A 13,695-nucleotide genomic window follows, 5' to 3' on the forward strand; every position below is an offset into this window, starting at 1 on the left:
TCATTTAACTTGAGAAGATTCGGTACCCTCACCTTAAAAATTATTCTGTGGATCATTGGGATATTAATTTTTCTGGTCCTTTTAGTGTTCGTCCTGATTCGTGTTCCGGCTGTTCAAAATTTTGCAAAAAATAAAGCGGTAAGTTACCTGGAAGGTAAGATTGGGACGAAGGTCGAAATTAATAAGATCAGTCTGAACTTGCCTAAACTGATTGTACTGGAAGATATTTATTTCGAAGATCAGAAGAAAGACACCTTGCTGGCGGGAGATACGCTGAAAGTAGACATTAGCTTATTAAAGTTGCTTAATAACAAACTTGAGATCAATGAAATTGACCTGAGGGGTATTACGGCAAATATTCAGCGGGGACCGGATAGTGTGTTCAATTTCGACTATATTATGAAGGCTTTTGTGAGCGAGCAAAAAAAGGAGCCTGAGCCGGTTGATACATCATCTACCATGAAGTTTTCGCTTGATAAAATTAACCTGGACCGAATTAAAGTAAGTTTTAAAGATGCTCCATCAGCAAATGATGTTCAGTTTGCCATTGGTCACTTTGATACCCGGATAAAGGAATTTGATCTGGATAAGATGAAGTTCAGTATCCCTAAAATAGTACTTTCAGGAGTCAATGCAAGGGTAATTCAGAGTAAGCCTGCGGTAGTTGCAAAAACTGTTGTCGTGCATGAAGCGGAAAGCGCTGAACCTATGAACCTCGACCTTCAATTAGGTACCATTGATCTTTCTAAGATTAAAGTCTTCTATCAGAATGATGTGTCGGCGATGAAAGCAGATGTAAATCTGGGCTCTCTTGTTGTTGAATCTGATCAGATTGATATGAAGAACCAGCATATTATTTTGGATAAGCTGGATCTGAGTAACTCCTCGATCTTATTTCAACTTGGGAAAAGCCAGCAGGCAAAGCTAGTGGCTTCAGAAACTGAAAAAGCTACGGAGGCTACGTCAACTAACTGGAAGTTTGATGCCAAAGACCTGAATCTGGGTAATAACAATATCCGCTTTGATAATTTCAACATGCCTGTGCAAAAAAAGGGGATGGATTTTGCTCATATGGATATTAAGGATTTGAATTTGAGTTTAAATGACCTGGCTTATTCTGTGGACACTATTTCGGGGAAGATCAACTCAGGAACGTTTAAGGATAAAAGTGGATTTAACCTGTTGAAGTTTGAAACGGAATTCTTTTATGGCCCTAAGGAAGCATATCTGAAAGATTTATTAGTTCAGACCCCTTATACCAGCATCAGTAACAACATCAGGGTTACTTACCCTTCTATAGCTAGTATTTCTACTCATTTAGGTGAACTTGGGGTGGAAGCGAACTTGATTAAAACTAAGATTGGGTTTAAAGATATTTTAATTCTCGCTCCTGATCTGGTAAATACGGTTCCACTGAAAGGTAATCCGAATGCGGTGCTGAATATAAATGGTAAGGTGAAGGGAAAGGTAAAGAATCTGGAGATTGAGAATCTTCAAATTTCTGGACTGGGAGGTACTATTATTAAAGCTTCTGCGAAAACCAGGGGTTTACCAGATATGAATAAGGCCTGGCTTGATATTAACATAGATGAGTTTAGCACCAGGAGGTCTGATATTCTTGCATTAGTTCCTAAAGGTACTATCCCGGCGAATGTCAGGATTCCTGAATCTATTAAGTTGACGGGTAAGTTTAAGGGTGGGATGACGAATTTTAGCACGGATTTAAACCTCTTTTCAAGTTTTGGAAGTGCGAAGGCTATTGCTACTTACAATGCTTCGGTTAAAGGTCGGGAATCTTACAAGGCTAATGTGCGGATTTTCAATTTTGATGTCGGCAGGATGATCAAAAACGATAGTATCGGGCGAATTACACTGGCAGCGAATGTAGTGGGGAATGGATTGAATCCGAAGACGATGCGTGCCAGGGCGGTTGCTAAAGTGATCAAAGCGGAGTACAATCATTATACCTACAGGAATTTCTCCTTTGACGGATCGGCCAGCAGAGGCAACATGATGGTGAAGGCTGATATGCCGGATCCTAACTTGAAGTTCAATTTAACTGCTTCGGCTAATATGTCGGGCACCTATCCTGCCATAAAGCTAAACCTGGATCTGGATAGTGCTAATCTGCAGAATCTGCATTTTGTGAAAGAGAACATGCGTTTCCATGGTAAATTGGTTGCCGATCTGCCTACTGCAGACCCTGACTATTTAAATGGGAGTATTTTGTTGACTGAAGCGCTGTTTACCAAGGCAGATGAACGGATTGGTTTGGATACCGTTAGTATCATTTCTACTGCTTCGGCAGATAGCAATACGCTTCGCCTGCGCTCGGAAGTGATGTCCGCTGACTTGAAAGGGAAATATAAGTTGACACAATTAGGCACTGCATTGCAGGATCTGATCGGTAAATATTATTTAACAGGTCCGAAGGTTAAACCGGCAATATATGGGCCGCAACAATTGGTCTTTAATGCAAAAATCGCCAATGGGCCTTTGATTCAAAAGTTTGTGCCAGATTTGAAAGAACTTGCTACCATTGTTTTGGATGGAAATTTTGATAGTCAGAAAAGGCAACTGAATGTAAATGGATCGATACCGCGGATTTTATACGGCACAAATGACCTGAGTAATTTCCAGATGAAGATTAATACAGCGGATAGTGCGCTAAGTTATGCATTGACTTTGGATAAGATTACGACAGGTTCTATGCAGATTCTTAAGGCTAGTGTTGCTGGAAATGTGAGTAATAATACGATTACCACAGCGATCCAGACGCAGGACAATAAGGGTAGGGCTGATTATCGGATTGCGGGAGCGTTGAAGGCTTTGCAGGATGCTTTTCAGTTTAGTCTGAATCCAGATGGATTAGTTTTAAATCATACGCCATGGACGGTAAGTCAGAATAATGCCATTCACTTTGGAGCGAAAGGGATTGAGGCGACCAACTTCGTGCTATCCAACAATAATCAGCAATTAAGTATCAATAGCAGTCCACCGGGACTCAATAACCCTCTGGTGATTGACTTTAAAAATTTCCAGATTGAAACGTTAACCAACATTGCGAAACAAGATTCATTGCTGGCAGGTGGTACTATAAACGGGAATGCGCAGGTTCGTAATTTCAACACAACGCCAATATTTACATCAGATATGACGGTGAGTAATTTCAGCTTCATGGGTGATACGGTAGGGAATATTGCTTTAAAGGTTAATAATGAACAGGCTAACACTTTTGCAGCAGATGTAAAGATCACAGGGCAAGGGAATCAGGTAAATCTGAACGGTTTATATTATACCAACAACAGCAGTTTCGACATGAAACTCGACATTGCAAACCTCAACATGAAAAGCATTGAGGGATTTACGATGGGAAGCGTGAAACAAAGTAAAGGGTTTTTGCAGGGGAAACTCGATATTACTGGTACCACTACTGCTCCTGCCATACGAGGGGGAATTGACTTTAAGGAGGTGGCTTTTAATGTGGCTATGCTGAACTCCTATTTTAAAATTCAGGACAATGCACGGATTGGTTTTACAGAGGATGGGATTACATTTAACGACTTTGCCCTGATTGATTCGGCAAATAACAAAGCGCAGCTTTTAGGAACTGTTTATACTAAAACATATACAGACTTCCGGTTTGACCTGAAATTAAATGCAAATAACTTTAAGCTTATTAACTCAGCAGCAAAAGATAATGACCTGTTTTATGGAAAGCTATTTATTGATACCCGTTTGGGAATTAAAGGAACAGTAGCTGCTCCTTCCGTGGATGGTTCTTTAAAAATCGATCCGGAAACAGATTTCACTTTAGTGCTTCCGGCTAGTGATCCGGGAATTCAGGACAGAGCAGGCATTGTTGAATTTGTGGACAAGGATAACCCACAGCTTGCAAAGGTTTTTAAAGACCCTGCTGATACTTTAAACTCTTCCACGGTTACAGGAATGGATGTCTCAGTAAATATCGAGTTGGATAAAGAAGCGCAACTCAATGTTTTAGTGGATCCTGCTAATGGGGATATGCTGCGACTTAAAGGTGCGGCACAGTTAAACGGAGGTATTGACCCTAGCGGTAAGGTTAGTTTAACGGGAAATCTGACTGTAGAAGAGGGTTCTTATGATTTAAGTTTAAGCTTTCTGAAAAGAAAATTCTTACTTAAAAAAGGGAGCACACTAACCTGGAACGGAGAGCCGATGATGGCTGATGCGGATATTACGGCAACATACGTGGCCAATACCGCCCCTATTGACCTGGTGGAACAGCAATTGGGATCTGTGGCACAGACTACCCTTAACACCTATAAACAGAAACTTCCTTTTAATGTGAACCTGATGCTAAAAGGTGAACTGATGAAACCAACGATTACTTTCGACATCATTCTTCCGGAAGAGAATTATAATGTTTCGACTGAAGTAATCACTACTGTGGATAATAGGTTAACGCAGCTGAGAACGGAACCTTCTGAGTTAAATAAACAGGTGTTTGCGGTCTTGTTATTGAACCGGTTTATTTCGGATAACCCCTTTGCAAGTAGCGCTGGTGGCGGTGGTTTGGAATCTTCTGCCAGACAAAGTGTAAGTCGCCTGTTATCGGATCAGCTGAATAACCTTGCCGGTGATATGATTGGTGGAGTACAGCTCGAATTTGATCTGCAGTCATCAGAAGATTATACAACCGGACAAATGGCCAATCGCACGGATTTAAATGTAGGTTTATCCAAGCGACTGCTTAATGACCGTTTGAAGGTAACGGTGGGTAGTAATTTTGAGTTAGAGGGTCCGCAACAACAAAACCGAAAGACCAGTAATATAGCAGGTGATATTCAAGCGGAATACCAGCTCAGCAATAATGGCCGGTATATATTACGGGCCTATCAAAAAAATCAATACCAGGTGGCACTTCAGGGGCAAGTTATTGAAACAGGTGTAGGGTTTGTAATCAGTATGGATTATAATCAGTTTAAAGAAATATTCGGGGCAAAAACAAGAGAAGAAAAGAGACGTCAGCGCGCTCGGAAATCGGCTAATGAAACTACTAAAGAGAATGACTAAACGATATATAAAATACTTTCTGATACTCTGTGTAGCGTTTCTTGCTGCATGTAATGTGACTAAAAATGTACCTGAAGGAGATTTTCTGTATACTGGTGCAAAGGTTAAAATTGAAGACAAGGACGTTAAGAAAAAAGACAAAAAGATTTTAGAGCCCGACCTGACTAGTTTATTAAGGCCTAAACCGAATATGTCTATTTTAGGAATCAGGCCTAAAATATGGATCTATAATATCACCCGAAACGCGAAGAAAGGACCGTTGAAATGGATTAAAAAGTACGGTGAACCTCCTGTACTATTTAGTTCGGTTAAGGTGGATTATAACAGGGATATCGTTTCTAACAGGCTGGAAAATAAAGGTTTTTTTGTAGCCAATACTAGTGCTGACACCACTATTCACGGCAAAAAAGCATCGCTTACATATTTGGCTACAGCTGGACCAAGATATCTGATTAACACGGTCAATTTCACTACTGATAGTTCGGACCTTGGAAAAGCGGTACATGCCACAGCCGAAGAAAGCCAGTTAAAGATTGGAGACAGTTATGACCTTGATGTAATTAAAGTGGAACGTGAGCGGATCGACTCCCGGCTGAAGGAACAGGGATTTTATTATTTTAGTCCGGAGAATCTTATTATTCAAGTTGACAGTACTACAGCCGATCACAAAGTTGATTTGTATATGAACATCAAGGATGCTACTACTGAAAAAGCGAAAGACATTTACAAAATCAATAACATTTTCATCTATCCAAACTTTAAACTTAGAGACACCGTACAGGGTAAGAGTCCGGCAGCGGTAAAGTATAAGGACTTTTATGTTATAGACAGGACCAATATGTTTAAACCTGCTGTTTTTGAACGGACAATGTTCTTTTACAAGGGGGACACTTATAACAGGGCTGATCATAATTTATCTTTAAGCAGGTTGACCAGTTTGGGTACTTTTAAGTTTGTTAAGAACCAGTTCATAGAATCGGACACCACTCAAAAGGCCTTAGACGCTTATTATTACCTCACGCCTATGGCTAAAAAGTCTATTCGTGCGGAGATCACAGGAAGAACGAATTCGGCTAATTTTACTGGGTCGGAATTTACATTGAGCTGGCGGAACAGGAATGCTTTCCGTGGTGCAGAGCTGCTTACTTTATCAGCTTATGTGGCCACTGATGTACAGGTGTCAGGTAATAATAGTGGGGACGGGATTTTCAGATACGGTACAGAGGCAAACCTGAGTATTCCTCGTTTCCTTACTCCTTTTAAACTCAATACGAGCAGTGCCTATATTCCACGTACAAAAATTGTTTTGGGGTATGACCGCCTGGAAAGACAGAGTAGTTATAAATTAAATTCATTTCGTACCTCGTTGGGTTACACCTGGAAAGAAAGTCTTGAAAAGGAACATCAGCTGACTGTTTTGGGAGTCACCTATGTGCATGCCCCAACAGTAACAGATGCTTATAAATTATTAGCAGCAACTAATTCTACTTATAGAAATGCCATTGAGGATCAGTTTATAATTGGACCCAACTATAATTTCAATTATACGAATACGGCTCGCGCTTATAAAAAGAACACCTTTTATTTCAATGCAAATCTGGATATGTCGGCTAATCTGTTGGGCTTAATTCAAGGGGCAAAGGAAGAGAATGAGAAAAAATTATTTGGAACTCCATATTCTCAATATGTAAGGGGTGAGTTAGACTTCAGGCATTATTACAAGCTAGGACTAAATTCGCAATGGGCATCGCGACTTATTATGGGTTATGGTGAGGCATATGGAAACTCACGATCACTTCCTTTTGTGAAGCAATTTTTTATTGGCGGTACCAACAGTCTTAGAGCATTCCGGGCTAGGTCACTGGGTCCGGGGATTTATCGGGATCCAGCACAGGACTCCAATGATACCATATCAGCCGATCAGTCCGGAGATATTAAGTTGGAATTTAACACGGAATTCAGGCCTAAGTTATTCAGTATAGTGAGAGGAGCCTTATTCCTGGATGCGGGAAACATTTGGTTACTCAACAATGATACGAACCGGTCGGGTGCTAAGTTTACAAAAGATTTCATGAAAGAGCTAGCGGTAGGAACAGGAGCCGGAGTAAGGATTGATGCATCCATATTAATTTTGCGTCTTGACCTGGCATTTCCTCTGCGGAAGCCATGGTTGCCTGAAGGTGAACGCTGGGTATTTGATGAAATCAATTTTGGAAACAAGGAATGGAGAAAAGACAATCTAGTGTTAAATTTAGCAATCGGGTATCCTTTCTAATATTTAAATAAAATTTGTGTTACATTTAATGAATTCTATCAAATAGGTTGGGGGATTTAATTAAATTGCTTGACTTTTGTTACATACTAAATTACCGAAATCATGAAAGTTACAGTAGTGGGAGCAGGTGCCGTTGGAGCAACCTGTACTGATAATATTGCTAGAAAAGAATTAGCAGAAGAACTTATATTGCTTGATATTAAAGAGGGTTTTGCCGAAGGCAAGGCTATCGATATGATGCAAACCTCTGCTCTATTGGGTTTTGATACTAAAATTAAAGGCGTTACGAATGATTATGCAAGTACTGCTGATTCAAACGTAGTTGTTATTACATCCGGATTACCGCGTAAACCAGGAATGACTCGTGAAGAGCTGATTGGAACAAATGCAGGTATTGTAAAAGGTGTAGTAGAAAACATACTTAAATATTCACCGGAAGCAGTTATTATTATTGTTTCTAATCCGATGGATACGATGACTTACTTGTCTCTTAAAACATCCGGAATACCTAAAAACCGTATTATTGGCATGGGTGGAGCACTTGACTCATCCAGATTTAAATATTACCTGAGTCAGGAACTAGGTTGTTCTCCTGCAGATTTGAATGCGATGGTGATCGGCGGACATGGTGATACTACTATGATTCCTTTGATTAATCATGCAACCTGGAATAGTATTCCGGTTACTCAATTCTTAAGTAAGGAACAGCAGGATAATATAGTTGCGGCAACTATGGTTGGCGGTGCTACGTTGACCAAGCTGGTTGGTACATCTGCCTGGTATGCACCAGGTGCTGGAACAGCTTCTATGGTTGAAAGCATTCTTAGAGATGAGAAAAAATTAATTCCTTGCTCTGTTGCTTTGGATGGTGAATATGGACTAACCGATATTGCTATTGGAGTTCCTGTGATTATCGGCAAGAATGGATGGGAAAAAATTATTGAGCTTCAGTTAAGTGATGAAGAAACTGCTACCTTCAACAAGAGTGCGGAAGCGGTAAGGGCCATGAACAGTGTTTTAACATTCTAATGATAGATGTAAAATTCAAACTTTTGAATCTACACAGCGACGGCTTCCACGCTTTAGTGGACGTCGTTGTATTTGGGAAAAAGTTCAAAGCGGTTGTTGATACGGGAGCTTCAAGGACGGTTCTTGATAAGAGCATGGTGGAGAAATGCATCGGTCCGGATATGATCTCTCCCAGTGATCTACTTACAACAGGATTAGGTACTGAATCGATGGAAAGCTATACTTTAAATGTTGAAGAAATGAGTATAGGAGATTTGGTTATATCGGATATGGAAGTTGCCATTCTTGACCTTTCATCTATTAACAATGCATTTAAGCGAGTATCAGTCAAACCTATAATAGGTGTTATTGGTGGTGATATTTTAGTAAAGTATAAGGCAATCATCAATTATCCATTGAAAAAGATTTCTTTTTCAATGGTTCGAAAAAATACATCTAAGGACTTGAAAGTCTCGTTTAAGGAAATATGTTCCGGACAAACGATGTTTAATTAAAGAATTTACTTTTTATAAAAGCATAAAAAAAGAGGCTATCACTCTTGTGGCAGCCTCCTTTTTTATGCTTTTGATTATTATACGTCTATTCTTGCATACTTTGCATTTTTCTCTATAAAGTCACGACGGGGAGCAACCTCATCACCCATCAGCATAGAGAATATATGATCACATTCAGCCGCATTTTCGATAGTTGCGCGTCTTAGTGTCCTGGTTTCAGGATTCATCGTAGTTTCCCACAACTGTTCGGCATTCATTTCTCCAAGACCTTTATAACGCTGAACATGAACACTCTCTTCCTTTCCAGCACCTCTTAAGCGTTGAACAGCAGCATCACGAGTGGTATCATCCCATGCATAAGCTTGTTCCTTACCTTTCTTGACCAGATACAATGGAGGAGTAGCAATATACACGTAACCAAACTCAACCAACTCTTTCATATAACGGAAAAAGAAAGTTAAAATAAGCGTAGTAATGTGAGAACCATCCACATCCGCATCCGTCATGATGACCACTTTGTGATAACGCAGTTTATCGATATTCAATGCTTTGGCATCATCAACCGTTCCTATGCTTACTCCAAGAGCAGTAAAGATGTTCTTTATTTCCTCATTTTCATAGATTTTATGCTCCTGTGCTTTCTCTACGTTTAAGATCTTACCTCTTAATGGAAGAATAGCCTGGAAATACCTGTTTCTGCCTTGTTTGGCAGTTCCACCTGCAGAGTCCCCTTCGACAAGGTACAACTCGCATTTGGAAGCATCTTTTTCAGAGCAATCGGCAAGTTTACCAGGAAGACCTGATCCACCCATAACCGTTTTACGCTGGACCATTTCCCTTGCTTTACGAGCCGCCTGACGGGCTTGTGCTGCAATAATTACTTTCCCTACTATAAGCTTTGCTTCCCTGGGGTTTTCTTCCAGGTAGTTGTTTAGGATCTCTCCTACCGCCATATCGACGGCTCCCATTACATCGTTGTTACCAAGCTTGGTCTTTGTTTGACCTTCAAACTGTGGTTCCTGAACTTTTACAGAGATAATGGCAGTAAGACCTTCGCGAAAGTCATCTCCATTGATTTCAATTTTAATATTTTTAAGCAAGCCTGATTTTTCCGCATACGACTTAAGTGTACGGGTTAAACCTCTTCTAAAACCAGCAACATGGGTTCCACCTTCAATTGTGTTGATGTTATTCACATAAGAATGGACATTCTCGGTGTAGGTTTCATTGTACTGCATGGCCAGCTCAACAGGAATGCCCTGTTTAATTCCTTCTACATAGATGGGTTCAGGAATTAAAGGTGTACGGGTGCCATCCAGGAATTTAACGAATTCTTTTAATCCGCCTTCTGAATAAAACTCTTCTTTTTTAAAGCTTCCGTCTTCATGTACTTCCCGTTCGTCAGTCAATGTCAAACGGATGCGCTTATTTAAATAAGCAAGTTCTCGTAGACGAGCTGCCAAGGTGTCGAATTTATATTCGTTGGTCAGGCTAAAGATGCTGGTATCAGGAGTAAAAGTGATGGTTGTTCCTCTTTTATCTGAATCGCCAATGATTTTAACCTCATATAAAGGCTTTCCACAGCTATATTCTTGTCTGAAGATTTTACCATCACGGTAAACGGTTGCAACTAAAAGGGTTGATAATGCATTTACGCAGGATACCCCAACACCATGTAAACCACCGGAAACCTTGTATGTATCTTTATCAAATTTACCCCCGGCATGCAAAACCGTCATCACTACTTCAAGTGCTGACTTTTTTTCTTTTGCCATAATCCCTGTTGGGATTCCACGGCCGTTATCTTCTACAGTAATAGAATTATCGGGGAGAATAACTACGTTAATATCAGTACAATATCCAGCAAGTGCTTCATCAATAGAGTTATCAATTACTTCATAAACAAGGTGATGTAGTCCCTTTATCCCAATATCACCAATATACATAGCAGGACGTTTTCGTACAGCTTCTAAGCCTTCTAAAACTTGTATATTTTCCGCTCCGTAATTAGTTTTGTCTTCCTTTTGTTCGCTCATAATTATTTTAAAACAATAGATCAAATTTAGCCATTTTAAGCGAATAAACAGTATTTTATACCTATTAAAGCGTTAGAGGAAGCTGATTTATAATTTCTAAATTGTTTACATCAGACGAAAGATTATATTTGCCTCAAATTATAAGTAAAAATGACAATATCATTCGGAACATTCTCCAAACTTACAGCGGGATTCTTGTTTGCAGCCGTAGTTGTTTCATGTAACAATAAAGAACAGGCTAAAACAAATTCGCCATCGACTTCAGCTTCGGCATCTAAAGCTGCAGAACCAATTGTATTTGTTAATTCTGATTCTTTAGTTAATAATTACAATTACTTTAAAGACATTAAAGGCAAACTTCAATCAAAATCTAAAAAAGCTCAGGAAGACTTAAGTGCTAAAGGAACTGCTTTCCAGAGAGAAGTTGCTGAATATCAACAAAAGGCACAGACTTTGAGTGCGGATGAACGGGCATCAACAGAACAACGCCTTGCTCGTAAGCAACAGGAACTACAGGCTTTTAATCAAAATGCCAGTTCAGCTTTAGCGAATGAATCTGCTGGAGAAAATGAAAAGCTTTATGATAAGGTAGCGGAATATTTGAAAGTGTATGCCAAAGATAAAGGCTATAAAATGGTCCTGACTTACTCTAAAAGCAATCCTTCATTGTTATTCGCAGATGAGAGTCTGGATGTAACCAATGAAGTGGTTAAAGGCTTAAACGATCAATATACTAAGGATAAGAAATAAGCATCACAGGTTAAACTAAATAAAAAAGGTTGCATTCGGTTTGGTTTGCAACCTTTTTTAATATCCCATTATATGGAAGAGAACGTTCATCATCAATTTATGAGAATGGCCATCTCATATTCCAAGTCGAATATACTGGATGGCCTTGGAGGTCCTTTCGGAGCTGTAATTGTTAAAAATAACGTTATCATTGCCGCTAGTCAGAATTTAGTACTTTCCACAAATGATCCTACAGCGCATGCTGAAATCTCTGCTATTCGGAAAGCATGTCAGATATTAAAGACTTACGACCTGAGCAGTTGCATTATTTATACGAGCTGTGAGCCCTGCCCTATGTGCCTGGGTGCAATTTACTGGGCCAGGTTAGATAAAATTTACTATGCCAATACCAAACATGATGCAGCGGAAATTGGGTTTGATGACCATTTCATTTATGAAGAGCTTGAATTAGTTAAAGAACAAAGGCAGCTTCCATCTGAACAAATTCTGGGAGATGAAGCTAAGGTTGTATTCGATCTTTGGGTTCAATCTGAGAGAAAAATGCATTATTGATTGAAATAAACATTTAGGCATCCTATTATTTACAGCTATTACTATTCCTGAATTAACTATTCTTGAACAACTTCCGATCCCGACTTTAAACATTTCTGAACCATTAATAATCCTGACTTTGAGACATTCCTAAACCATAACCATCCCCGACTTTACTATTCCTGACTTTTAAAGGATTTCTAACTTATAAATATTTCTAAAGCATTACTATCACTGAATTACTATTCCTGACTTTTAACATCTTCATCACTAATCAGATCATCAATTTCTCTCCTATCTTTTTTAGTAGGCCTTCCCGTGCCCCTGTCTCTTTTCAATGTGGGAGCATGAAACATTGATTTATAGCCGAGTGTTTCTTCTTCCGGAGTGATATCATCGTAAAAATTGATTACTGTTTTCGCATCTGCCCTACTGTGTAGAAGTCCGGTTACCCGTACCTGTTTACGTTCAATGCCCTTTGAGACATGAAATACATCGCCTATTTTCACCTCGTAGGAAGGTTTAATATTCTGTCCATTTAACTTTATACGACCGGCTTTGCATGCATCTGTTGCTAAAGTCCGCGTCTTAAAGAGCCGGATTGACCAAAGATATTTATCAATTCGTAGTTTTTCTTTCTCGTCCATGCCTTTACTTAATTGGATATAAAATTACCAATTTTTAATAATTTATGAGAATGGTTGAATCTTAATATCATTCCGGTTGATTCCTGAATTAACCGGAATGGAACGTACCCGTTTTTTACTAGATGTTCAATTCTTTAATAAGTTGGTCTAAACCTGGCAATTTTTATTATTTCTGATAATGGTTGATTCTTTAATTGATTGAATTTAAATTTACCAATTCTTAGTCTTTATAATAAACGGTTGATTCTAATTAATTGAGTATAATAAGCCATCCATTTTAGTTATTTCTGATAATGGGTTATTCTTATATTGATCGGCTTTAAAATACCGATTCTTAGCCTTTATAATAATTGGTTGATTTGTAATTAATTGAGTATAATAAGCCATCCATTTTAGTTATTTCTGATAATGGGTTATTCTTATATTGATCGGCTTTAAAATACCGATTCTTAGCCTTTATAATAATTGGTTGATTTGTAATATTAAATCCTTAAACAAAAGTCCTTAAAAAAGCTTTATTTTGCTAGAAATATAATTAAATGATCTTTAAACTACAAAAACAGATTGAAGAGGCCTGGGAAGATAGAACTCTTTTAACTTATAGTGAATACATTAAGGCTATTGAGCACGTTATCGACCTGCTTGATAAAGGAGAAATTAGAGTTGCTGAACCTATAGCTGGCGGATGGCATGTCAATGAGTGGATTAAAAAAGCAGTAATTTTATATTTCCCTATCCGCTCTATGGAAGAAATTGAAGTTGGTCCTTTTGTTTTTCATGATAAAATGAAATTAAAGACCAATTATAAAGAACTTGGTGTACGTGTAGTGCCACATGGAATTGCCCGCTATGGTGCTTACCTGGCTAAAGGTGTAATT

Annotated in this window: 8 protein-coding genes and 1 pseudogene; 7 read left to right on the forward strand and 2 right to left on the reverse strand. The window is 38.9% G+C overall.

The window, feature by feature from the left end; all coding sequences use genetic code 11:
* Positions 1-9: 9 nt before the first annotated feature.
* The 4 genes from ADIARSV_RS01425 to ADIARSV_RS01440 all read left to right on the forward strand — a co-directional run bounded on the left by ADIARSV_RS01425 (position 10) and on the right by ADIARSV_RS01440 (position 8,853).
* A complete protein-coding gene (locus ADIARSV_RS01425; protein ID WP_040298714.1) occupies positions 10-5,055 on the forward strand; it encodes a translocation/assembly module TamB domain-containing protein in 5,046 nt (1,681 codons plus the stop codon).
* Entirely contained in the window at positions 5,030-7,330 is a 2,301-nt protein-coding gene (gene tamL / locus ADIARSV_RS01430; protein ID WP_235048343.1) for a translocation and assembly module lipoprotein TamL, read from the forward strand. The genes ADIARSV_RS01425 and tamL overlap by 26 nt, the downstream gene beginning before the upstream one ends.
* Positions 7,331-7,432: 102 nt before the next feature.
* A complete protein-coding gene (gene mdh / locus ADIARSV_RS01435) occupies positions 7,433-8,359 on the forward strand; it encodes a malate dehydrogenase (RefSeq protein ID WP_016193558.1) in 927 nt (308 codons plus the stop codon).
* A complete protein-coding gene (locus ADIARSV_RS01440) occupies positions 8,359-8,853 on the forward strand; it encodes a retropepsin-like aspartic protease (RefSeq protein ID WP_016193559.1) in 495 nt (164 codons plus the stop codon). The genes mdh and ADIARSV_RS01440 overlap by 1 nt, the downstream gene beginning before the upstream one ends.
* A gap of 77 nt (positions 8,854-8,930) precedes the next feature.
* On the opposite strand, the gene gyrB is transcribed toward ADIARSV_RS01440, so the two are convergent.
* A complete protein-coding gene (gene gyrB, locus ADIARSV_RS01445) occupies positions 8,931-10,889 on the reverse strand; it encodes a DNA topoisomerase (ATP-hydrolyzing) subunit B (protein WP_016193560.1) in 1,959 nt (652 codons plus the stop codon).
* A 150-nt stretch (positions 10,890-11,039) separates the two neighbouring features.
* Between gyrB and ADIARSV_RS01450 the strand changes: the two genes are divergently transcribed.
* Entirely contained in the window at positions 11,040-11,639 is a 600-nt protein-coding gene (locus tag ADIARSV_RS01450) for an OmpH family outer membrane protein (protein ID WP_016193561.1), read from the forward strand.
* 72 nt (positions 11,640-11,711) lie between these two features.
* Positions 11,712-12,191, forward strand: coding sequence for a nucleoside deaminase (locus tag ADIARSV_RS01455; protein ID WP_016193562.1), 480 nt, complete (start codon positions 11,712-11,714; stop codon positions 12,189-12,191).
* Positions 12,192-12,412: 221 nt separating this feature from the next.
* Here the strand turns inward: ADIARSV_RS01455 and ADIARSV_RS01460 are convergent, their stop codons facing one another.
* The gene (locus tag ADIARSV_RS01460; RefSeq protein WP_016193563.1) at positions 12,413-12,817 is read right to left on the reverse strand and encodes an RNA-binding S4 domain-containing protein; all 405 of its coding nucleotides are present in this window, start codon (positions 12,815-12,817) and stop codon (positions 12,413-12,415) included.
* 539 nt (positions 12,818-13,356) lie between these two features.
* On the opposite strand from ADIARSV_RS01460, the pseudogene ADIARSV_RS01465 reads away from it, so the two are divergent.
* Positions 13,357-13,695: pseudogene (locus tag ADIARSV_RS01465) on the forward strand (2,3,4,5-tetrahydropyridine-2,6-dicarboxylate N-succinyltransferase); the annotation flags it as partial.

This window comes from Arcticibacter svalbardensis MN12-7, assembly GCF_000403135.1.
Taxonomy (GTDB): domain Bacteria; phylum Bacteroidota; class Bacteroidia; order Sphingobacteriales; family Sphingobacteriaceae; genus Arcticibacter; species Arcticibacter svalbardensis.

Bases quoted from the DNA above. Each gene is read 5' to 3' on its own strand.
- ADIARSV_RS01460 (WP_016193563.1), bottom strand. From the start codon at position 12,817: ATGGACGAGAAAGAAAAACTACGAATTGATAAATATCTTTGGTCAATC.
- ADIARSV_RS01455 (WP_016193562.1), top strand. From the start codon at position 11,712: ATGGAAGAGAACGTTCATCATCAATTTATGAGAATGGCCATCTCATAT.
- ADIARSV_RS01440 (WP_016193559.1), top strand. From the start codon at position 8,359: ATGATAGATGTAAAATTCAAACTTTTGAATCTACACAGCGACGGCTTC.
- tamL (WP_235048343.1), top strand. From the start codon at position 5,030: ATGAAACTACTAAAGAGAATGACTAAACGATATATAAAATACTTTCTG.
- mdh (WP_016193558.1), top strand. From the start codon at position 7,433: ATGAAAGTTACAGTAGTGGGAGCAGGTGCCGTTGGAGCAACCTGTACT.
- ADIARSV_RS01450 (WP_016193561.1), top strand. From the start codon at position 11,040: ATGACAATATCATTCGGAACATTCTCCAAACTTACAGCGGGATTCTTG.
- gyrB (WP_016193560.1), bottom strand. From the start codon at position 10,889: ATGAGCGAACAAAAGGAAGACAAAACTAATTACGGAGCGGAAAATATA.